Raw genomic sequence first — 24,196 nt, forward strand, 5'->3', positions numbered from 1 at the left:
CTAACCGCCCTTACATTGCTATACTGCGGAGGAACGGCGCAAATGGATTGCTGATGTAGAGCGTCGTCCCACCATTTAACAGCGTATCAGGCTCCGCACGAATTTGGCGGTCGTCTGATATTCCCGCCTGACCTATCCCACCTCCAAGCTCCGCGGCCTGATCATGTTGACGATCACGGGGCCGGCTAGCCGCTATTGTGACGGACGAAACCGGCGCAGCTTTTTGAAAATTGGTGCACTGTCATTCGGTGCCGGCGGGCTTTCGCTTGCCGATCTCTATCGAGCCGAAGCGGCCAGCCCATCGGGACGGCGGCATAAATCGGTGATCAATATTTTCCTGGCCGGCGGTCCTCCGCACCAGGATATGTGGGAGATCAAAACCGATGCCCCCAGCGAGATTCGCGGGGAGTTTCGGCCGATCAATACGAACGTTCCCGGCATCCAGATTTGCGAAGTCTTCCCAAAGCTGGCATCGATGATGGACAAAGCCGCGGTGATTCGCAGCGTTGTCGGATGTCGAGGTGGGCACGACGCGATTCAGTGCTTCACCGGTTGGGAAAACAATTCGTTGCGCAGCATCGGTGGTCGTCCTTCGATCGGTGCTGCAACATCGAAGTTGTTCGGCCCCGTTGATCCTGCGGTGCCTCCTTTCGTCGGTCTTGCCGCGCCGACACGACACCTGCCTTGGTCCGACGCTGGGCAATCAGGGTTTTTGGGCTCGGCCTTTACGCCCTTCAAACCCGACGGCCCCGGCATGAAAAACATGACCCTGCAAGGGATCACACTTGATCGATTGGCCAATCGTCGCGCGTTGTTGTCCGAACTGGATGTGATGCGCCGGGACATCGATATCAACGGCACGATGGAAGGGATGGACGCGTTCGGTCAGCGAGCGTTGGATGTTCTTACCAGCAGCAAGCTGGTCGATGCCCTTGATCTCAGTAAAGAAGACCCTCGCGTTGTCGAAATGTACGGGGACGGCAAGCCGTACAAGTATCAGTACGACGGTGCACCGACTTGCAATGAGCAACTGTTGGTGGCACGTCGCTTGGTAGAGGCCGGCGTGCGAGTTGTCAGTCTAAGTTTTGGACGTTGGGACAGTCATGGTCAGAACTTTGACTTAGTTCGTGACCACGGTGGAAAGTTGGATCAGTGCCTCAGTGCGTTGATCACTGACTTGGATCAGCGTGGGATGCTGGATGATGTTGCCATCGCGGTTTGGGGCGAGTTCGGTCGGACTCCAAAAATCAATCCTCAAGCCGGTCGTGACCACTGGACCAAAGTCAGCTGTGCGTTCTTAGCCGGCGGTGGAATGAACACCGGTCAAGCGATCGGGGCAACCAACCGCATGGGTGAAGAGGCCACCGAACGCCCTGTCGACATGCAAGAGATTGTCGCAACGCTGTATCACACGTTGGGGATCGATACGCAAACGACTGCGATTGCAGACCCTACCGGGCGACCACAGTTTCTTGTCGACAAGGACCCGATTGTCGAGTTGGTCGGATGAGCACAACACGTTTAAAAAGCCAGCTTGGCCTACAAAGCCTGCTTGTCGCGATCGCTTCGCTGGTTGGGCTCGGCTGTCTACCAGCAACGGCTGCCGAACTGCAGTTCATAAATACCTTTCCCGAAGGCACCAGCCTAAAAGGGATCGACGCGCGGATGCAATTAATCGTGACAGCCACTGACGGCGTCATGGCGACCGATGTCACACGTGATGTCGACTTTGCCGCGTATCCCAAAGGTATCGTGCAAGTTGACTCCAACGGTTTTCTACAGCCTGTCGCCGATGGTGAAGCTGAAGTCATCGCCGCATTTCCTGATGGAAGCCAAGCGACAACGCGAGTGACCGTCGAAGGAATGAATGAACCCGAGCTCGTCAGCTTTTGTGGACAAGTCGTTCCGATCTTCACGAAGCTTGGATGCAATGGCGGAGGTTGCCACGGGAAAATTGCTGGGCAGAATGGTTTCCGACTTTCGCTGCTGGGCTTCGAACCCCAAGAAGACCATCGTCACTTGGTTGCCGAATCTCGTGGTCGACGGGTTTCTCCTGCGGCACCCGATCGAAGTTTATTGCTGTTGAAGACGACCGGCGAAATGCCCCACGGCGGCGGTGCTCGTGCTGACAAGCAGTCACACGAATACCGCGTTATGCGACGTTGGATCGCTCAAGGGATGCCGTACGATATTGGTGACGTTCCCAGTGTTGAGAAATTGGAAGTCTTCCCCAAAAACCGTCGGTTGTTTGGGGGACAATCACAGCAACTCGCCGTGATCGCGACTTACGATGATGGTCGTGTCGAAGATGTGACCCGTGCGGCTGTCTTCGAATCAAATGACACTCAGATGGCAGACGTCAGCGCGACCGGTTTGGTCTCGACCAGTGATTCCATTGGCGATGTCGCGGTGATGGCTCGTTACAACGGATTGGTCGCGGTATTCCGAGCAGAGATTCCTCTGCAAGGCGCCAAGACACCCGAGCAAATTGCGGACTACCAGCATCCGGTCGACTTGGCCGTTCGTCGAAAGCTTGCTTCGCTTGGGATTCAACCTTCAGGAACTTGTGACGATTCGACCTATCTTCGACGGGTCACGTTGGACATCTGTGGTCGGATTCCGACGCTGGATGAAACGGAAGCGTTCCTTTCCGATGGGGCTGGTGACAAACGTGCCAAACTTGTCGATCGGTTGTTGGATAGCGAAGACTACGCGACCAACTTTGCTCGAAAGTGGAGCGTGATTCTGAGGAATCGACGTGATGGTGGCCCATTGAAGGCTGACACGCTCGTATTTCACCATTGGATTCAGGAATCATTTCGCAACAACAAACCCTACGATCAGTTTGTCAGCGAATTGTTGACAGCGCGGGGCAGCGTTTATAGCAACCCCGCTGTTGTATGGCTAAATCATGTGACTGATCACAACGAACGGGTTGAAGATGTCAGCCAATTGTTCATGGGACAGCGGATTCAATGTGCCCGCTGTCACCACCACCCTTATGAAAAGTGGAGCCAAGAAGATTACGCTCGGATGTCAGCGTTCTTCACGACCGTGACAAAGAAAGACGTCGGAGGCGAAATCACCTTTGTGTCACGTGTCGCCTCAGCGACCTCCCCCCACCCCCGCACCCGCCAGCCCCTGCCCCCGGCAGGATTGGATGCATTGCCCCAAGACATCGACCCCTACGAAGATCCGAGGACGGAACTTGCGACTTGGTTGACTTCGCCGGACAATCCATTCTTTGCCCGTTCATTGGTGAACCGTTACTGGAAACACTTTATGGGCCGCGGATTGGTCGAACCTGAAGACGATATGCGAATGACCAACCCCCCTTCGAATCCAGAGTTGATGGATGCGTTATCGGCGTCGTTCATCGATTCAGGTTTTGATCTTCGTCAACTGATCCGTACGATTTGCACCTCGGAAACATATGCGGCATCGTCGGACGCGAACGAATCAAATCTGATCGATCGGCGGAGCTACTCAAGGTTTTTCCCAAAACGATTGTTGGCCGAAACGTTGTTGGACGCTGTCGACCGTGTTACAGGGGCAACCTCAAGCTTCACCGGTATGCCCGATGCGACTAAGGCGATTGAATTGCCCGACACTGGGTTCAATTCGTACTTCCTAACAGTCTTTGGCCAGCCTGATGCGAAAACGGCTTGCGAATGCGAACGATCAGCGGAAGCCAACCTCGCGCAGAGTTTGCATTTGCTCAATTCCGAAGAGATGCAAAACAAACTGGCAACCAGCACCGGTCGGGCTCGGCAGTATGCAGAAAATCCATCGCGCCCATCGGAAGAAAAGGTTCGAGAGCTGTATCTAATTTCGCTCTGTCGTGAACCGTCTGAAAAGGAAATGAAAGCCAGTTTGACCTACCTGGGCCAACAGGCTGAAGCCGTACAACTTTGGGAAGACCTGATTTGGGCTTTGGTTAATTCAAAAGAATTCCTGTTCAATCACTAATGCTTTCCTTCATCATCCAGCAATCTTGCGGTGATCGAAATCGTCGCCGCTTGAACAGAACGGTCTGCTGCGGTTGCAGAATCAGTCTGCATGGCTTCATCGCGATGGCACTTTTCGTCTTCGCCGCGATCGGGTTGGACGACACCCAATGCGCGGCGCAGCTTCCCTCGCTAGGTCTCAAGTCGCTGTCTCAGTCGTTCTTTGCACCAGGCGAGACCTACAAAATCCATATTGCTGACTCGGTCCATGGCCAAGAGATTGACGAGTTGCATTTTTCGCATCCTGGGATCAATGCTCAAGTCTTGCGGCAAAATGAAGGCCCCGATGCGGAACCTGTCTACAATCATTTTCGCATCTCCGTTGACCCTTCCGTGCCTGACGGACGCTACGAAGTTCGAGCCGGTGGGCGATTCGGGATATCCAACCCGCGTTCGATCATTGTTGATCATCGAGTCAAGGTTTTAGGCAAAGATCCTCCGAGCAAAGTTAATCCGCTTCAGGTCGAAACGGGCCAGATCTACGCGACACAGGTCCAGCCCGCGAAGCGTTCTTACGTTACTTTTCGAACTGCAGCCGGCACGCCGTACCGGTTGCAATTGATTGCCAACGCCATCGACTCGCAATTGATCGGAAGGGTCTCGATTATCGATCACGATGGACGAATCATCGAAAGCCGCTTTGGCAGCGATCAAACGGATTCGATCGTGACATTCGCATCCCAATTCGATTCCGACGTCACCATTGTGTTCGGAGATGCGCTTTATCGAGGTGGGAACGGATTCGAGTGTGGGTTGTTGATCGAACCGGCGAGTGAGCAACAGGCCGAGTATTTAAATCAGCTTCGAACACCGAAGTCGATCACCAGTCGCTCTGATGAAGTTCCGGTTGCGGAGCCTGGCACGACCAAGCCGCATACCGTTCCATTCCAAGTTGAAGGCTACTTTGATACATCCGATCAACGGGAAAGCTTTCTTGTTGACCTAGCCAAGGGGCATCCCGTTTTCATCGAAGTTGTCTCGGATCAAATTGCACAGCCAACGGACGTTCGTTTGATCGTCAAACAGTCGGTTGATAGCGGGAACGGTGATATCCAGTGGAAGCCGATCGCGACAGCGGACGACAGTGCGAACATCGGAGACAGCGTAGTTCGTTTGACCAGCAAGGATCCTCGCTTGCGATTTGATGCTCCCGCTGACGGGACGTATCAGATCGTCGTGTGGGACCAGGATAATGGCGGCGCGTTGGGAAATCAGCAGTCCTATCGTTTGATCGTCCGACCTGAATTGGATGACTTCGATCTGCTTGCCTATCACGTTTTGCCTAGCAAGGATCTGAATCTATCCGAAGCGTCAGGGATCTATCTACCACGCGGCGCTTCAGAGACGATTCGCGTCTTCGCTACACGTCGTGGCCGAGCGATGCCAATCAAAGTCGACGTCGATGGTTTGCCTGAAGGCGTGACATGTCGGTCGGGATGGATCGCTGCCAATCAAACACATGTCGACCTGACGATCTCGGCAGCTATCGATGCGCCGCCTAATCAGTTGGTGCTCGATATTCACGGGCAATGTCAATTCGGTGACCAATCGGTATCATGTCGGGCGAAAGCTGCAAGCGTCATCTGGGGAACAGATGCCTTTCGATCAAAGCCGATCGTTCGACTGTGTGAAAATCTCCGCATGGTTGTCAGCGACATGGACCGCTGTCCTTTGACGTTGCAAACCAAGACGGCAGAGCCAATCAAGGTCAAGAAAGGCGACAAAGCGGAAGCCACGGTGACCGTTCAACGTGTTGAAGGGAATAAGTCAAGTTTGGTGCTCCGCGCGAAGCATTCGCCCCCCGGTGTAAAAGTGCCGGATTTAACGATCGCGGCCGACAAAAGTGAAGGTCAATGGAAAATCGAGGTGACCGATAAAGCGATTCCCGGAACCTATACTTTCTGGGGGCAGGCCGAATCAAAAGTCAAGTTTGCGACGAACCCACAAGCTCTCGATCGTGCCAAAGCTGAAGTCGAAACGCTGAAGAAGCAACTCGAAACGACTTCAGAAGCTGAGGCCCGGACGGCGCTCGAGAAAGTAATCCAGCAAGCTGAACAACGGGTGCAAACCGTGGCGAAGCAAGCGGCCGCCAAGGATATCACGCTTTACCTGCCCTCTCCGCTGATTACTGTTGTCGTAGAGTGACGGTGCTTCCGTCCAAGCGAGTGAATTGAAGCATCATGTCACCGATGGATGTGACCAAGTTTGCTCGCCATCTTGTTTGCGTTTTTTTTGATTCGCGATCGCTTTATCCCGCCAGTGTTTCTCGCCCCGCCTTTCCCACCCAGACCCCTCACCAGTCCAGTTTGCCGCCATGATTCGCTACGCAACTTTCTTGGGTCTAGTCGCAGCCGTTTCGTTAATTGGCGCCGCGTCTGAAAAACAGCCTGCTGAACCGATCAGTTTTGCTCGTGATATCGCACCATTGCTGCAACGAAATTGTTTGGCGTGTCATCGTGAAGGTCAGGCCGAGGGCGGACTTTCATTGGAGAGTGCGACCGCGATCGAAACCGGTGGGGACAGCGGCGAATTGGTCGATATCAAGCAGCCCAGCGACAGTCTGCTGCTCACACGGATCACCGATCCTGATGAAATCATGCCGCCGGATGATAATTCTGTTGGTGCCAAACGATTAACGGCTCCTGAAGTCGACCTTGTTCGCCGTTGGATCGAATCTGGTGCAAAGATCGATCGAATGGTTGACGATTCGGCCGATTGGGAACCAATTCCCGAGTCGATTCGGACAAGTTTGTCGATGGCCTTTTCACCCGATTCGCAGTCGCTTGCGGTCGCCCATGCCAACCGTGTTGACGTTGTTGCTGCTCCGGCACTGAGTGAGTCAACAAGCCTAGTCGACAGCGGCTTGCAACAAAGTGGCGTCGCATCGGTCGACTTCGTTGCCTCGATTGCTTATTCACCGACGGGAATGCAACTAGCCACCGGTGGCTTCAAAACCGTTCGCATTTGGAACCGTGTAGCCGGAACCGCTACACCCTGGCAATGGGCGATGCCGATCGCTGGCATGAGCGTATTGTCGCCAGACGCAAAGAATATCGCGTTTATCGATTCAGTGGGTGACGTTCAAGTTTGGTCCATTGAACAGCAACAATATGTCGCCACGTTTTCGATTCCGCAAAAAGCGACACTGGTAAATTGGAATTGCGATCAACAGCTGGTGATCATCGACCGGGCCCAAACTCTGCGTCTGTTCGACGTTGCCCAACGGGCTGAAACTTCGTCCAGCCTGTTATCTTCCAATGCAGATTCGCTTGACCAGTCGTCTGACGGGCAATGGGTGGCGGTGGTCGCAAGCAGCGGAAAAATACAAGCCTATTCCAAAGGGCAGCCAGTTGAAATGAATTCGCTTGCCGCGATTCAAGATGCAGCGGTGGTGAAATTCGCTTCGCCAACAGAACTGTTGGTTGGGACCAAAGGCGGCAGCGTTCAGCAGATCGATTTAAGCTCTGATAGCGTTGTCCGAACCATCTCTGCCGAGTTTTCGGTATCGGCAATCGGTTTTGATACTGACCGTTTGCTGGTTGGTAGCGCTAATGGCCAAGCAAAAGCTTTTAAACGAGGCGATGGTAGTTTGCTGAGCACGACAGCGGGCGACTGGGAAATGCAACTTGCTCGTGCAGGCTTGCAGCGTGAATTGAAGCAACAAACCAATTGGACTGATGGGTTAAAGAAACAATCCGAATCGCTTCAGGCAAACGTTGATAAAGAAAAAAAGTCGCTCGAAGAATCTTCAAAGGCACACGCCGAAGCCAAGCAAAAGGTCGATGAGAATCGCAAAAAACGTGATGACTCCAATGCTCAGCTAGCAGCCGCCAAAACCGCGGTCGCCAAGTCAGAAGAGTCAAAGAAAGTGGCGAACACCGAGTCCGTTCAACTTGCAAAAGATGTCGCAGAGCTTGAACAGCAATCGGTAGCGATGAAGCAATCCATGATGCCTTTGCAGCAAAGCGTCGATCAGGCGAACAAAGTTGTCAGTGACGCCGAAGCGAAGCTTGCCGAGGCAATGAAAGAATTGCAAACGGCAAAGGAACAAGCAGTCGCTGAAACTGCAAAGCTTCAAGCAGCTCAAAAGGCTTACGAACAGAAAGAGGAACGGAAACAGGAATCAAAAGCAAAATTGGAGACCGTCAACAAGCAATTGGCTGACCTGGAGAAATCCATTGCCGATCAAAACAAACAGATCGAACAAGTTGGTAAGACTTTGGCGGAACAAGAGAAGGCGTTAACTCAATCAGAGCAGACATTGGCCAATCGCCTGCAAGCTCTTGAGGCGACCAAAGAAGCACACAAAATCGCATCGGATCGGATTCCTGAACATCAGCGTGAAATCTTGGTCCGGTCGCTGCGGGTCGAAAACTTGCAGGCGTCGATCGATTCGATCGATCAGCAAAGGCTTCAAAGTGAGCCCGTCGTGTCCGTGCAGATTTCTGCCGATGGAAAATCATTCGATCTGCTGGATCGCGGAGGTCAACTTCGACAATTTGATCTTTCGACTGGCCGTGCGGTCGGACCGGCAACGGATACCGGGCTGACCGACGTATCCGAAACTGCCGAACTGGGAATGATCGATGATACGATTTGTATCGTTGGGGATTTCCAACCCAGATCGATCAAGGTGCCAGAGCAATGGAAACTTCATGCGGTCGTCGGCGGTTTACAGTCTGAATTGATCAGCGACCGAGTCATGTCGATTGCCTTTAGCCCCGATGGGAATTCGATCGCTTTTGGCAGTGGAGTACCGAGTCGAAGCGGCATGATTTCGATCGCCGATGCGAAAACCGGTGAAGTTGTCCGCGAGTTCCAGGGTGTGCACAGTGACGTCGTCTTGGCATTGCGTTTCTCGCCCAGTGGAGACCTACTGGCGAGCGGTTCGGCGGATAAGTCCATTCGATTGATTGATTTTCGAAAAGGTGCCATCGTCAAATCGCTCGATGGCCACACCCATCATGTAATGGCTCTCGATTGGCAGCACGACGGACGAGTCTTGGCTAGCGGTGGTGCTGACAAAAACATCAAAGTCTGGGATGTTCTCAGCGGTCAGCAAAAACGCAATATCGGCGCGTTATCAGAAGAGCTGACATCGGTCCGCTTCATTGGCGAAACGTCCAAAGTTGTCAGTGCGACCTTGGATGGCCAGATTCGAATTCACGAAACCACCAACGGGGCTCAGGCAAGCGCCACGGGTGCGGGCGACTTGGTCTACTGCTTGGACGTTTCACCCGATGCTCAATTCGTTTCCGCAGCGGGGCAGCGTGGCGAGGTCAAAATGTGGAACGTCGAAGGCCTGAAACCGATCCAGGCGAGCACATCTGCACAATGATCGGGCGGTCAATTGAGGTGTGTTAGACGCCTGATTTGATTGCAAATCGGTTCTATTTCAATGCGATCACGCGTAGACGATTGGGGCGTTAGCATCGCCTTGTGGTGCGTTGTCCGCATTAAGCCTCAAAACTATCTTCGTCTATTCGCTCTTGCGGGGAGTCGCTCTAGGAACGATGGCCATTGATCACTAGAACGTGAATTGTCGCCTTCGCACCTAGTAACCCTTCACCGACTGCTCATCGACCAGTGTCATTTGACCGATGTCAGTGGGCTGCGAAATCGAGGCCGGTTCATAAAACGACTTGCTCACAGTGTGCAACCGTTTTTGTGTTCTGCCCCTTTTTTTGTGTCGTGGGTTTTGGGTGATGAAACGCCAGTCATCCGGATGACTCCACCCCAATGTCAAATATGAGACGGCACGGACTTAGCCTTTTCTGCTTCTTCGCACTCGTTGTGTTCAATGGATTCTCTCCAACGCAACTTTTTGCGCAGTTGACCCTTCCAGAGGCGAAGGAAACGCCGACAGTAGTCGAGCCTGTCGACGACGGATTGACTGTTGCCGCGATCGATAAAGAGCTTGTCGATGTAGAGGCCAATTCGCAGCTCGAGGAGGCCCTCAAAGGCCGCTTGGTTGAATCGCTTAAACGGGCCAAAGATTCATTGGCTGCTGTGACCGCGAACCAGGAAGCAACCAAACGCTTTCAATCGATGCTGCAACAAGCACCGGTTCGGCAAGGCCAGCTTGAGGATTCGATCAAGCAACTTGCTGAAAAGAAAGTGACTGTCGACGAAAACCAGTCAACGACTGCCCTGACTACCAAGCTAGCAACGGTCACCAACGAGATCACTTCAACGGCTAAAAGGGTTTCGGATCTCACATCGGAGCCAACTCGCCGGCGTATTCGATTGACTGAGATACCAGAGCTCATTTCCAAAGCGGAGCAGCAAGCAAGTGAAGCGAAAACTCTGCTAGAGCAACCTCCTGCTGAAAACGCGAGCGAGCTGGAACGTCGTGTTCAGAAAAACTCACTGAGAGCCAAAGTCAAAGAGCAAACCGCGGTCGCCGAGGCGCTCCGTGCTGAGCAGGCTGCCTACATGGCGACAGCAGAGCTATTGCCGCTGGAGCGTCAACTTGCAGAAGCAACCACGCAGCAGCTTCGCGTCCAAGCAGAGAAGCTGCAAGCTGTGATCGCAGCCCGGCAGCAGCAGGCCGCCGAGGAAACGACGACGGATATGCGAAAGGCAGTCGACGCGGTTCCTGAAGCTCTGCGAGACCATGCGATCGCAAACATCAAACTTGCCGAGCGCAATCAAGAACTTTTGGCTATCGAAGAAAACGCCGAAATCGAACGTCTTGATGTTCAAGCGGTTTACGATGATGTCCAAGCCGACATGACCACCAGTGAAGAGCGGATCAAGGCCGTTGGATTGACAGACGCACTCGGCTTGATTTTGCGGAAGCAACGCGAAGAAGCCGTCACACTTCGATCAAAATATCAACCTAGGGCAGATCTAACGAAGAAGCTCAATGAGTATCAGATAGCCGCGTTTCAACTCGAGGACAACCTTGAACAAATCGATCAGGAACTATCGGAGCTTGAAGCCGCAACGATCGACTGGAAAGCGACCTCGATTCCATGGGGTGATCTAACCAGAGAAGAAGCCGAGTGGGTCTTGCTGCGTCGTCGCAAGGACTTGATCGATACGACATTGCAAAGCCAAAACCGCGTGTTGCAAACCATGGTCGTGATCGACACGCAGCGACGAAAGCTGGTTAAAGAGGTGGATCGCTTTACCGAATTTGTCGACCAACACCTTTTCTGGACTCGCAGTGCCCCAGCCTTTTCTGTTGACGAATTGTCTCGAGCACCAGCGGCGATCAAGTGGGTTGCCGATCCCCGCGCTTGGCAAAGTGTCTTGGGGCAAGTTTTGGCAACGATATCAAGCTACCCCCTCAAGTCATTCATCTTGACGGTCGCAGTCATCGGTTTGCTGTTGGGGCGATCGCGGATTCGACGGGTGATCGATCGCGAAGGCGACATTGCCCATCGTAGTGACGCAACCTACAGCGCCACATTGATCGCGTTATTGGGAACCGTTGCGGATTCGTTGTGCTGGCCATTGGTCTTTCTAACCTTCAGTTTTTTGCTGACGGCAACGGGAACGGCGGATTCTTTTGTCCGAGGCTTGGGTTTCGGATTTGGCGTTGTCGCGTTGTATGTCGCATCGCGTGAATTGCTTCGTCAGATCTGCCGTGAGAAAGGCCTCGCGATGGCCCACTTCGATTGGGGTGATACATTTCGTAAATACCTTCGTAGGCACCTGCGTTGGTACACTCTGCTGGGAAGTTTGTGTGTCTTGGTGATGGCCGGATTTCACGAGCATCCCGATACGGCGACACGGGCACTCGCGACACGGATTGCAGCGACTTCGCTGTTCATTCTGACGGCGGTCTTTCACCACATCATCATGCGGTCAAAAAGTCCGCTTCACGGCGAAGTTGTTCGGCACAATCCCGAGTCGAATCTTTACCATTTCCGGAAAATGATCTGGGTCGTGGCCATTGCGATACCGATCGTTTTCGGGATTCTGGCGATGGCCGGTTACCTCGACACGACGTCTCGACTTGGCAGGTCGTTGCAGTCAACGTTTTTGTTGTTGGTCGTCGTGGTACTGACGTCCGGTTTGATCTCTCGCTGGATGATGTTGAAGAAGCGAGACCTTGCCCGTCAAAAAGCGAAAGAGTTAAGAGCGCGACGAGCCGCCGAAATGCAGGCCGATGCATCGTCGCCAACAGCCGCAGCGAAAGAAGCCGGAATTGTTTTGCACGAAGAAGACATTGACTTTGGGGCGATTGACCAACAGTCGCGTCAAACTTCATTTGTGATTTCGTCAATTCTAGCAATCGTGGGACTTGGGTATATCTGGAGCGATGTGATCCCGGCGCTCAAGCTGTTTGACGAGTGGGCGATCACAATCGGATCCGGCGAAGAGGCCGAGAAAGTAAGTGTGCTCGATGCTGTTATTGCTTCAATCAGCATCGCGGTGACGATCTATATCACAAGAGTCTTGCCCGGGTTGTTTGACCTGTTGGTGCTTGGACGCACTTCGCTCGATTCGGGGGCTCGTTACGCGATTTCGACCTTGTTGCGGTATGCTTTGATCATTTTCGGTGCTGTGTTTGTGATGAACCTGTTGAGTGTTCCGTACGACAAGCTTGGATGGCTTCTCGCTGCGGCCTCGGTCGGTTTGGGTTTTGGTCTTCAGGAGATCGTCGCGAACTTTATTTCAGGGATTATTTTGCTTCTGGAACGTCCCGTCCGCGTCGGTGACGTGGTCACAATCGATGACACCACGGGGATCGTCAGTCGTATTCAGATGCGAGCGACGACGGTGACGAACTGGGACCGAAAAGAATTGGTGATCCCCAACAAAGACTTGATCACACAGAAACTGTTGAACTGGTCGCTGACCAACGTTGTGAACCGGCTGACGCTAAAGATTGGTGTCGCGTATGGAACAGATCCGAACCAAGTTCGTCGGATTCTCTTTGACGTCGTTACCAGCCATCCCGAGGTGATGGTCGACCCCGCACCGCTGATCAACTTCGAAAGCTTTGGTGACAGTTCGTTGGATTTCGTGATTCGTTTGTATCTTGAGAAACTGGATAATCGAATCGAGATCACGCATCAATTGAACACCGCGATCGCGAACGCGTTGAGCAAAGCGAATATCGAGATTCCATTCCCACAGCGAGATGTCAATTTCTCGTTCTCTGACGGGACCGATATCAAAACGCTAGGAAAGAATTTCGGCCGCGGGTTAGACGGTTGCGGCGACAGTTGAGTGTGTCTCTCCTGAGCCGCAAAGGCGCTAGCCGCGGTTGAGTGCCGCACGAACACGGGTTTTCCGATCAGCCGCTTGGCGCCAGCCTGCGGTTCCCGCTATTGGATCCATTAGAACCGCACGCTTGCGCGTCGCGGCTGATATTTGTAGCGTGAACATGAGTCATCACGATCAGCCGCGGTTGCGTGTGTCTTGCCTGAGCCGCATCGGCGTTAGCCACGGTTGTGTGCAGCGCGAACCCGGGTTTCCCGATCAGCCGCTTGGCGCCAGCCTGCGATTCCCGCTACTGCATCCACTAGAACCGCACGCTGGCGCGTCGCGGCTGATATTTGCGGCTTAGCATGGTGAGTAACTTGTGTATCTCACGAAACCGTCGCTATCGCATTACAGCTCAGTTGGACAGCCATTCGCCAAACCGTTATAGGTCTGACGGGATAAACGACTGGGCTGGTACATCGCCTCGTTTCCAGAACGCTCGAAATGATTGCCGGCGGCGTCGAGACGCTTCGTGTTCTTCTGCGACAGATTGAAATTGCGGGGCAGACTCAATCGTCGGCGGGTAAGAACTCATCTCACGAATAGGCAATGGCCCGATGGATTGTCCGGTTAAGGTATTCAGATCGGCGTCCTTATCCCATCCCACGCAGTGCAGGATGAAATCACGGCGATACCCTTCGGGAGGATCATTCTCTGGGGCTCGGAACTTCATCCGGATCTCGTCACCGCCACTGATCACCACCATTCGATCATCCCAAGCGGCTAGCTTCTCAGTACAGTCGCCGAAGTTGCTAACGGCACCGCGAAGTGGCGGCCATTTCGGGGTCTGGCTGGCATCAGCGTAGTCGTACAGTTCGGGACGCGTTGAATCGGTTTTCGATCGAGCGCTGAAGCCGTGGTACGTCAATGTCGCGGCATCAATCGGAAGCGGCCGTTCGATCACATCCGCATCAAGACTGGTGATCGCCAGTGACGCGCTATCCCAATAGATTTGCGCACTCGTCCGAATGCGTACTCGCGGGTCGTTGCGAAGCAGATGATCGGTCACATCAACGATAATGGTTTTCGTCTTGCCACCGGGAAAACCCATGAAGGCGATCGCTTGATTCCATTCGCTCGAGCCGCTTTCCTTGGGAACCCAAACCGACGGAAACTCGATCGCCGGCAGTTCGGGATTTTGATCGATTTGAATGTTCAGCGAAGTATCGGTCGGAAGAATCCATCCACGGAGGATCACACAGACACGGCGCTCGTCTTTGGCCTTTTGAAGCTCTTTCGCAGCACGGTCACCGAAATCGAGATCGATCCAGTGCGGCGGACATAGCCCCTGACGTAAGCGACGGTCAAATCCTTGAACGTAGTTTTCGTCAGCATTCGAAAGTTTGGCGGTCACATCGGTGCCAGACGTATCGGTTGCAGAATGCAAAGGAAATCGATCGTTCTGGTCGAAAGCAAAAACGGTCGGTTCGGCAATCGTTGGTGGACCCACCTTCTCGTTGGTCCAGATTTCGACGTCTTCGGGGCGGTCGACTGCGATCAATTCGACGTGATCTACGTAGGCAACTTCCCACAGCTCTTCGGTAAGTCTTAGGTCGTAATAGCCATCTGCAGTTTTCGCGATTGAGTCACTGTTGAGTTTTAAATATTCCCAGGGGCGATCTTTTTGGACCACACCGGCGGCGACTTGCAGACCAAGTGGCGCCGCCCAGAGACAATCGGTTTGGAAGGCGAGTTTTTCACCGTCCCAGCTATAGAGATAGGGGCAAGAACCTTTAAGCGTTTGTTCTTCTTCGACGACCGTATTGATTTTTGGGCTCGTCAACGTTTGAGTCAGACCGTTGGGCATGATCACACGAATGTTGTCGATAGTGGTCAGGCCGTCGAGTCCGAAGTACGTTTCGGGGCTGGTCACTATCTGGCTGCGATAATAGGGCCCACTGCGTAGTTCTAAGACCGAACCGATCGCGTAGTGATTGACGCGGCCACTGGCTGCGGCGTTGTCTGCGATACCTTTGAATCGAACTTTGACAAAGCCCGGTTTCGATCCGATCTTATTGGTCAGGACTTGCAGTTGATCTTCCCATGCGACCGCGTCGATCTTGCCGTCCGCGTTCCAATCGCCTGCCGCAATCGGGGACGATGGGATAGCCGGTTTGCTTTCCAGCTCAGCAATTCCCCACGGGCCTAAGCGGACAGCCGAGGAGCCACCAAGGATTTCCAGATAGCTATCGCCGTCAAAGTCTGCGATCGCTGGTCGATTTGAAAATCCTTTTCCCGTTTCAACTCGATCGACCGCCCAGACACCGATGTCGGATGAATTTCCCAGGGCGACCAGCGATTGCTGGCTGCTGGTCGCGACAATATCCCAGCCAACATTCGAATCGACGTCTTGAATCGAAACGGTCAGTGCGGGATCGCTTTCGCTTACTTTTAACGCAGGAACTTGTTTGATTTCGCGATGACGAAATTGCAGGTGAAGCAGGTTCTCAAGCTGGCTGATACGGCCAGAAGCATGAATCGCGATGACGTCCAGGTCGATGTCACGATCAAGGTCTCCGATGGTCATATCGGCGATCGCATCATCCGCTGGAACGGTTGATGTTTTTACGGGGGCTTCGAAGAAAGTTCGGTTCCCGCGATTGATAAAGACACGGATGCCGTTGTCTTTCGTTGCGAGAATCAAATCCAAGTCTCCGTCGCCTTCCAGGTCGCCTGTCGTCGCGGCGGTGACCGTGCCGACTGTTTGCAGTCCGGTGTCGCCTTCTAAGAATGCTAGACGTTGGTCGGCTGCGGTTTCAGATCTTGCATCGATCCGCACCATTTGAACGCCAGATTCGCCAAACAGGACGAATCCTTGAAACGTGTTGTGCCGTGCCTTGGATGAATAGTCTTGCTGTTCCGGTGTGGAAGCAGCTTGGCTCTGTTTAATTCGGTCCGTATCACTGCTGTCGACCATGAATAGGTCGGCTGCAATCATTCCCGATGGTTGGTTCTCAAGCTGAAGCGAGGCGTAGGATGTCCACTGAGTGTTGTCGTTTTCGATCAGCTGCAACTTGCCGTCGGATGTGATGACAGCCAGATCCAAGTCCAGGTCCAGGTCAAAGTCGATCGGCAGTGTTGCCACGACTGAGCCGCCTGTTTCGAAGACCGTTTCAGAAAAGCTGATTGGCTGTTTTGCCCGTGCCAGGGGATTGTCTTGGGTAATGGCCGAAGAAAGACGCCGTACAGCATCGAAATTCAAACGATCCAAAGGGTGCGGGTTTGCACGTCGACGATCCGCACGAACGATCTCAAGCGGATTTAGCACATTGGACCACAAGACGTAGGACTGATCAGCCTTTGCCCAATCGCCGTCTTGGATTGCCGTTTTGATTCGCTCGGCAAGCTCTTGCGGTTCGATGCCAATCGGTTTGGTGTAGGCACTCAAGGTCGGTTCGACAGCGGTGGCCAATTCCCATGTGCGATCGACCAGATCACCCGCAGACTTGTCGCGACTGTCGATTGCCAAACGAAGCGCCTGCATTGCGATGAATAGGTTGTCTGGATTCGAATCCGAAAGCCGCTTGAGCGTTTTCATCGCGGGACTTTGAATCTCCGCAGGCAGGCCATCAACAGGGTCGGACATCTTGTCCAGCAGTTCGATGTATGGGCCGCCAAGAATGACTGCTTGTGGCGCACCGCCTGTCTTTCCTGCGATGGCGGTGGTCAAGCGATTGAGTAGCTCTTTGCGAAGCGACTTGCCAATGGTGGCTCCCAAAAGGGCCGCCTCGTGCGCGTCAATTCGAGCGGCGAGCCATAGCTTGGTGACTTCGTCGCCCGAAACGATCGAGTAAGCTTCGATTGCCGAACGGGCGGTATCGATCGCCGATGGAAGTTTTGACCGAGCCGCCTTTTGCTCCTCTTTGGATTTCACCGAATCGGTCGCGATTCCGGTCAACTGGTCGACTCGAAGGACCGACGCGAGAGCCCGATTGAGTTCGACAGACGGATCCTCTGGCAACACCTGACCGAGCTGTTGCCACAATTGGACGGCTTGATCGGCTTCTAGATTCTCTGTAGCGGCCAACGCACTGTTTAATTTGACAAGCGTTGCCTCGGATTCACCCGAAACGCTGGGCGTGGTACCGTTTGTATTTGCCGGTTTCTTGCGACAGCCGCTGCTGGTCCCGACTGCGGTCAGCATGCACATCGCGAACACGGCAAAGTGGTTTCTGTACATAAATCCGGTCTCGGTCAGGTTCCGCAAGAAAAGAATTGAAACTCGATTCATTATGAAGTTAGCAAAATTTATCGACTCTTCCGACTCGGTGCGATTCGGTCGCGTCATCGAAAACGAATTAATTCCGCTGGTTGCTAGCGACGAATATCCGACCTTGGCTGCGATTATCGCCGCTCCCTCTCCAGCAGAGGCCGTGGATAGTCTTGCGACCGAAGATGCGATCGCCATCTCCCCGGCAGTGCGATGGCTGCCACCGATCGATCAGCAAGAGGTGTGGGCGGCAGGCGTGACCTATAAACGTAGCCAGACCGCTCGGATGGAAGAGTCTGAGGCTGCCGCTTCATGTTACGATCGAGTTTACAACGCGGATCGCCCCGAATTGTTTTTTAAAGCGACGCCGCACCGAGTTGCGGGGCATTTGCAGCCTCTTCGCATCCGTTCCGATGCGACTTGGAACGTTCCTGAGCCCGAAATTACCCTAGTTTTAAATCCATCGATGGACATTGTCGGTTTAACCGTCGGCAATGATATGAGTTCCCGCGACATCGAAGGTGAAAACCCGCTGTATCTGCCACAGGCGAAATGCTACGACCAATGTGCCGGACTTGGGCCATGGGTCGTCCTGTTCGATTCGTTACCCGCACCAAGCGAACTTCAGGTTGATCTAAAAATCGAGCGAGACGGCGAGGTTGTGTTTGATCAACAAACAGCCGGTGATCAGATGGCCCGAACGTTTACCGATTTGGTCGGTTGGCTTGCCAAAGACAACTCATTTCCTGCCGGTGCGTTCTTGATGACCGGAACCGGAATCGTCCCGACAAGCGACTTTACACTGCTTCCCGGTGATCAGGTCCACATATCGATTGCTGGTGTCGGAACCCTCAGCAATCCCATCGTCCAAGGTTAGCGTTCACGTTCGCCAACTTGTCATTCCACCGTTCATCCAAACTTTCAACAGCGCTGATCCTATGCCTGCCAAAGTGTTAATCGCCGGTACTTGGCGTGATGCCGATTTCACCGGAACATTCCAAGCGACCAATCCAAATACGAATGAAAAGTTAGCAACCGAATTCCCGATCAGCTCGTGGGCGGATTGCGATGCGGCTCTTGACGCGGCTGTCGAAGCTGCTCGCGAAATGCGTCGGCTTCCCGCTGCAAAAATAGCGGAGTTCATGGAGTGCTACGCGGACAAGATCGATGCGGCCAAAGACAGCTTGACCGAAGCCGCCTTTGCAGAGACAGGCTTGGCCAAGTCACCTCGATTGGCCGATGTCGAATTGCCACGGACGAGCAACCAGTTGCGCACCGCAGCAGCGGCTTGCCGCAGCGGTGATTGGGCTCACGCGACGGTCGACACCGCGACCGGGATCCGTTCGTGCTTGGAAGCTCTTGGTCCCGTTTGCGTTTTCGGTCCCAACAACTTTCCATTCGCCTTCGGAAGTGTTTCCGGTGGCGACTTTGCAGCAGCGATCGCGGCAGGGAACCCCGTCATTGGAAAGGCAAACAGTTCTCATCCTGATACGACTCGAATCTTCGCCGAACTCGCCTTGGCCGCTGCCGAAGAAACTGGCGTCCCTAAGGCAATCGTTCAGCTGATCTATCGAACCGGTCACGCCGATGGAGAACGCTTGGTTTCCGACCCACGTGTCGGAGCAACGGGTTATACGGGAAGCCGTCACGCAGGTTTGAAACTAAAGGAAGCAGCCGACAAGGCAGGCAAGCCGATCTACTTGGAATTGTCCAGCGTGAATCCCGTTGTGATCTTGCCAGGTGCGATGAGTTCACGCGGTGATGAGATTCTTAACGAGTTCACCACAAGTGCTTTAATGGGGACCGGGCAGTTCTGCACCAATCCTGGTTTGGTCTTGCTACTTGCCGGTGAAGAGACCGAAGCATTCATCGAACAGGTCAAGCAACGCTACGGCGGCGCGGCACCCGGAACTCTGTTATCACCTGCGGTCGCGTCAAGCTTGAAGTCGAGCGTGGAAACTTTGTGTGGATTCGGTGCTCAGTTGCTCGTTGGTGGCGGTGAAACCGAGCCCGGTCGATGTGCTCTCGCTAACACGCTTCTCCGAGCGTCCGCGGCGCAGTTCATCGACAATCCAGAAGGATTCCAGACGGAAGCGTTCGGAAATGCTTCGTTAATTGTCGTCGCAGATGATCTCGAACAATTGTGCAGCGTGATTGCCAGTCTTGAAGGCAACTTGACCGGATGCGTCTATAGCGACCCTGCAGGAAGTGATGACGAGGCCTACGATAAAGTTGCGTTCGAACTGATCCCTAAAGTCGGTCGTGTGCTGAACGACAAAATGCCGACCGGTGTAGCGGTTTCGGCAGCAATGAATCATGGCGGTCCATTCCCATCGACAGGACATCCCGGATTCACTGCGGTTGGTGTTCCGGCTAGCTTGATCCGTTTTGGAAAGCTGACCAGTTATGACAACGTACGGGCCGGTCGTTTGCCCGCGCTTCTTGGTGACAAGAACCCGACCGGAAGCACATTCCGGTTGATCGATGGTGCTTGGACCACCGGTGACGTCGGTTAAGACGTCGGTTAATTCGATCTCGCAAGCTTGATCTAGTGCTCGGCGAAGGGTCGCTTGTTGAAACGACCCAAAGCGGAGTCCTCTACGGAGTCAATGATCCAGATCGATTGTTATTCCATCGCGGCTATAGAAAGCCGTATCCGATTTAGCTGAAAACGCGACAGCCTCTGTCGCGTTTGGCAATGTGACCGGTTTTTCCGCCGGTCATCGGCTAGCGACGACGACGGCGTAGGAAGACGAGTCCGGCCACGCAAAGTGCGCTCGCATGGCTGGGTTCTGGGATCGCCGTGATAGCGGTGGATGTGATTCGCAATCCCCATCCGCCCAATGAACCTGTGTCGGCAGACACATGATCGCTGATGGTCAGTTTCCAATCACCAGCAGTCGCTTCACCGGCAAAGGTCGATACCAGGCTGGTGAAGTTTCCGTTGTCTGTCGCGGCGAAGTAAACACCTGACGCGGCAGCTGTGGCACCGTTGATCGAAGCCAGTTCGGTTTCAAGATCCGCACCCGAATCTGCAAACGTGTAGTCACCATTGAAATCCGAGCCGTCGCCATATTGCCCAGCCCCGGGACGATAGAACAAGCTGGTCGTCGAACCGTGTGGTGATTCAAGCGTCGCGATCAAGTCGCCTGCCCATTCATGAGTCAGGCCGAACAAGTCGACTTCGATACCGGAAATCATTTCATTTTGAGTAATGGAAATGATTGAGCTAAACCCTGGACTCGAGTCATCTGGGATCGCAAAACCGCTACCCGACGAATCGATGATGTCCGCAAACGAAACGCTGTGTAATGCAGCGCTAAGTGCGACGACAACCGCGCATCGCATGACATTATTCACTGATCTTCCCCCTGTGCTGTAAGGCCGAAAAATGTCAGCGAGCAGCATTAGGTTTCAATCAGATCAACGTAAGGGATTTCCCTCAAAACGTTTTAAAGTTGTTGACATCGCGCCCAGAAACGCAGCCTGTACTGATTAGTCCAATCCGTTCAGGGGAGCTGCGTGGCGGTTAGTTGACTTGTACGGTTGGGGACAGGCTGCGGGGCGTATCAAATATTCGGAAAATGCAGCCAGCGACCAAGCTGGCTCGCCATCGATTGTCGGTCCTAGCTTGTCGCTGTATCACTTGTGCTCAGCTGAGAAGTGCACTGTGGGCATCGCGTTGCACGATAAGGAATGGTCGATCGACAGAACTCGCATTTCTTGTCGCTGGGTTCTTCCGGCGCTGGAGGGTCGCCAAAACGCTCGTCCAGTTCTTCGTCCAATCGGTTGGCCGCTCGAATGATGATGAACATAGCAACCGCGACGATCAGCAACGAAAGGCAGTTGTTCAAGAACATGCCGTAGTTAAGCGTGACAGCACCGGCAGCTTGGGCATCGGCGAGAGTGGCAAATCCACCCTCGGGGATCTCTCCTTTCAAGACGATGAACAGATCGGAGAAATCGGCATTTCCGGTGACCAAACCGATCGGCGGCATGATGACATCGCTGACCAGTGATTTCACAACTGTTGTGAATGCCGCCCCCACCGTAAAACCGATGGCCAAGTCCAGCATGTTTCCACGCAATGCGAATTTTTTAAAGTCTTTGATCAGCGCCATGGTTTTAAAAGGTTTGAGCGAGAAGGATTCAGCCGGATAACAACGAGATCGAACCGACACCGTAGCATTATCACCGACCGTCCAGCGGAGTCGATCCTTAGCCGCGGTTGAGTGTGATTATGAGCCGCGATGGCGCTAGCCGCGGTTGTGTGTAGCGGCAGCCGGGAGGCTGCCATTCATAGCGTGACAAGGCGGGAGCCTTGTCACGAGAGGACGCGAGTAAATCAATCAACCGTCGCTAGCGCGAAAGCGGCTCAGCCTCAGTACCCATTAGCCGCTTCGGCGTTAGCCGCGGTTGAATGATCAACAACGATGCAGCACATCAAAGGTCGCTAGCGCGATTACGGCTCAGTTGTGTGTGAATGAGCCGCGATGGCGCTAGCCGCGGTTGTGTGTAGCGGCAGCCGGGAGGCTGCCATGCATAACGTGACAAGGCGGGAGCCTTGTCACGAGAGGGCCCGAGTAAATCAATCAACCGTCGCTAGCGCGAAAGCGGCTCAGCCTCAGTACCCATGAGCCGCTTCGGCGTTAGCCGCGGTTGAATGATCAACAACGATGCAGCGCATCAACCGTCGCTAGCGCGATTACGGCTCAGTTGCGTGTGACTATGAGCCGCAATGGCGCTAGCCACGGTTGAGTATGGCGGCAGCCGGGAGGCTGCCATGCATTGCGTGACAAGGCGGGAGACTTGTCACGAGAGGGCGCGAATAAATCAACCAACCGTCGCTAGCGCGAAAGCGGCTCCGTTCAATCCATTAAACCGCCACTCAAAACAATCTCGCTCTAAAAATCGCTTAATTCCAACCAGCGTTCTTCTGCCGATTCCAACTCTTCGGTAACCCTGGTCAGTTCTTCATGAAGCTTGACGGCTTTACTGGGATCCGTCTCCGTCAACAATTTGTCGTTGATGCTTTTCTTCTCTTCATCAAGACGAGCAATCTTCTTCTCGAGATTCTTGATTTCCTTCTCGGCCTTACGCGATTCACGTTGGCTCTCGCGATAGTCGAGCGCTGTTGACTTGGATTTGCTGCCTGAGGTCGATGCCGAATTGTTGGAGGCGCGTTCACGTTCGCCTTGGTCAATTTCGCTCTCGACGCTTTGCAGGTACGACTCGTAGTCACCGAAGTAGTTCTTAACCGTTCCGTCACGAACTTCGATGACATTCGTAGCGACGCGACTCATGAAGTGTCGGTCGTGCGAGGTAAAGATCACCGTGCCTTCGTATTGGATCAATGCCTCGGCCAACGCTTCGACGGTTTCGACGTCCAAGTGGTTGCCGGGTTCGTCAAGTACGAGAACATTGGCGGTGCCCAGCAGCAAGCCTGCCATGCACAATCGGGCACGCTCACCTCCGGACAGGACTTTGACTTTCTTGTGAATGTGGCTATCGCGGAATAGCAGCGCGCCGGCCATGTTCAAGCAATCTTGACGGGTTGTTTCCGCATTGGATTCGTATTCAAGGTGTTCCAAGACGGTTCGTCGTTCATCGATGCTGGTATAGACGTGCTGGGCGTAAGTGCCCAGTTCGGTCCCGTGCCCCCATTTAATTTGGCCTTCGATGGGAGCCAATGAATCAACCAGCGTCCGCAACAGCGTTGTTTTACCTTGACCGTTATCACCGACGATTGCGGCTCGCTGACCATGTTCGATCTCGATCGAAATATTGTCGGCAACGGTGTGATCGGGGTACCCAATCGCCAGACCGTCGGCACGCATCACCGTGCCTTGTCGAGGGTTCACCAATGGGGCGCGAATTTGCACGGTTCGCTCATCGGTTTCGACTTCCGTTGTCTGAAGTCGTTCCAGTTGCTTCGCTTTACTACGAGCTTGGCTGGCCGTCGCCGCGTTGGCACGGTTTTTGTCGATGAATCGCTTGAGTTGCTTTTGCTTGGCGGCAACCGTCGCATTAACGCGGCGATCATGTTCGCGACGTTCTTCGCGGTATTCCAAAAACCGATCGATCGTGCCGGAAAACATCGTCAGTTGGCCGCGGGACAGTTCTAACGTCTGAGAACAAGTCGCCTTCAGAAACGCACGGTCGTGGCTGACAATCAGCGCTGCCTTGTTGAAGTTGCGCAGAAAATGTTCCAGCAGAATCTGCGTACGCAAATCAAGGAAGTTTGTCGGTTCGTCCAACATCAGCATGTTGGGATCATTCAGCAGAAGGCCGGCTAGCTTAACCCGAGTTTGCCATCCGCCCGAAAGCGACTTGACGGGGCCATTGAGGTAGTCGCCTTTAAGCTCGAATTGGCCGGCAACTTCACCGCATTTCCAATCCGGTTGGCCGCTTTCACGCATCAGGAAATCGAGTGCCGATTCGCCTGGTTTGAAGGGGTCGTGCTGTCGCAGATAGCCGATGCGCAGCGAGGGATGGTGAATGACTTCGCCTTTTTCAAGTTCTTCGTCACCGAGGATTGCACGCAGAAACGTACTTTTACCGGCCCCGTTTCGTCCGATAAATCCGACTTTGACATCGTCCGTCAACGAAACTTCGGCGCCATCGAGAAGAACCTGATCTCCATAGCGTTTGTGAGCATCACGAACTTGGATCAGAACTGCCATAAGTGTCGAAAAAGTTTAGAACGAGAATGGTTTGAAAGGTGCTGGGTCCTTGAAGATCAAGCCTTCATCACCGT

General features: G+C 53.7%; 11 protein-coding genes. 7 read left to right on the top strand and 4 right to left on the bottom strand.

The features are described from left to right. Positions 1-163 precede the first annotated feature (163 nt). The 5 genes from LOC67_RS18440 to LOC67_RS18460 all read left to right on the top strand — a co-directional run bounded on the left by LOC67_RS18440 (position 164) and on the right by LOC67_RS18460 (position 13,193). The gene (locus LOC67_RS18440; protein WP_230264165.1) at positions 164-1,510 is read left to right on the top strand and encodes a DUF1501 domain-containing protein; all 1,347 of its coding nucleotides are present in this window, start codon (positions 164-166) and stop codon (positions 1,508-1,510) included. Beyond that, entirely contained in the window at positions 1,507-3,969 is a 2,463-nt protein-coding gene (locus LOC67_RS18445; RefSeq protein WP_230264167.1) for a DUF1549 domain-containing protein, read from the top strand. Before LOC67_RS18440 ends, LOC67_RS18445 begins: the two co-directional genes overlap by 4 nt. A 104-nt stretch (positions 3,970-4,073) precedes the next feature. Next, on the top strand, positions 4,074-6,152 hold the full coding sequence (locus tag LOC67_RS18450) for a hypothetical protein (RefSeq protein WP_230264168.1): 2,079 nt from the start codon (positions 4,074-4,076) through the stop codon (positions 6,150-6,152). 169 nt (positions 6,153-6,321) lie between these two features. Then, on the top strand, positions 6,322-9,345 hold the full coding sequence (locus tag LOC67_RS18455) for a c-type cytochrome domain-containing protein (RefSeq protein WP_230264169.1): 3,024 nt from the start codon (positions 6,322-6,324) through the stop codon (positions 9,343-9,345). A 410-nt stretch (positions 9,346-9,755) separates the two neighbouring features. After that, positions 9,756-13,193, top strand: a complete 3,438-nt coding sequence (locus tag LOC67_RS18460) for a mechanosensitive ion channel domain-containing protein (protein WP_230264170.1) — start codon at positions 9,756-9,758, stop codon at positions 13,191-13,193. A gap of 418 nt (positions 13,194-13,611) precedes the next feature. Here the strand turns inward: LOC67_RS18460 and LOC67_RS18465 are convergent, their stop codons facing one another. Then, on the bottom strand, positions 13,612-17,460 hold the full coding sequence (locus LOC67_RS18465) for a CRTAC1 family protein (RefSeq protein ID WP_230264171.1): 3,849 nt from the start codon (positions 17,458-17,460) through the stop codon (positions 13,612-13,614). 1 nt (position 17,461) lies between these two features. On the opposite strand from LOC67_RS18465, the gene LOC67_RS18470 reads away from it, so the two are divergent. Together LOC67_RS18470 and LOC67_RS18475 are read left to right on the top strand one after the other, a co-directional pair. After that, on the top strand, positions 17,462-18,316 hold the full coding sequence (locus tag LOC67_RS18470) for a fumarylacetoacetate hydrolase family protein (protein ID WP_230264172.1): 855 nt from the start codon (positions 17,462-17,464) through the stop codon (positions 18,314-18,316). A 61-nt stretch (positions 18,317-18,377) separates the two neighbouring features. After that, a complete protein-coding gene (locus LOC67_RS18475; protein ID WP_230265080.1) occupies positions 18,378-19,955 on the top strand; it encodes an aldehyde dehydrogenase (NADP(+)) in 1,578 nt (525 codons plus the stop codon). Between the two features lie 211 nt (positions 19,956-20,166). On the opposite strand, the gene LOC67_RS18480 is transcribed toward LOC67_RS18475, so the two are convergent. The 3 genes from LOC67_RS18480 to LOC67_RS18490 form a co-directional block, all read right to left on the bottom strand. After that, positions 20,167-20,787, bottom strand: coding sequence for a proprotein convertase P-domain-containing protein (locus LOC67_RS18480; RefSeq protein ID WP_230264173.1), 621 nt, complete (start codon positions 20,785-20,787; stop codon positions 20,167-20,169). 278 nt (positions 20,788-21,065) lie between these two features. After that, entirely contained in the window at positions 21,066-21,560 is a 495-nt protein-coding gene (gene mscL, locus LOC67_RS18485; RefSeq protein WP_230264174.1) for a large conductance mechanosensitive channel protein MscL, read from the bottom strand. Between the two features lie 783 nt (positions 21,561-22,343). Beyond that, positions 22,344-24,122, bottom strand: a complete 1,779-nt coding sequence (locus LOC67_RS18490) for an ABC-F family ATP-binding cassette domain-containing protein (protein ID WP_230264176.1) — start codon at positions 24,120-24,122, stop codon at positions 22,344-22,346. Between the last annotated feature and the right edge of the window lie 74 nt (positions 24,123-24,196).

The organism is Stieleria sp. JC731 (assembly GCF_020966635.1).
GTDB lineage: Bacteria > Planctomycetota > Planctomycetia > Pirellulales > Pirellulaceae > Stieleria.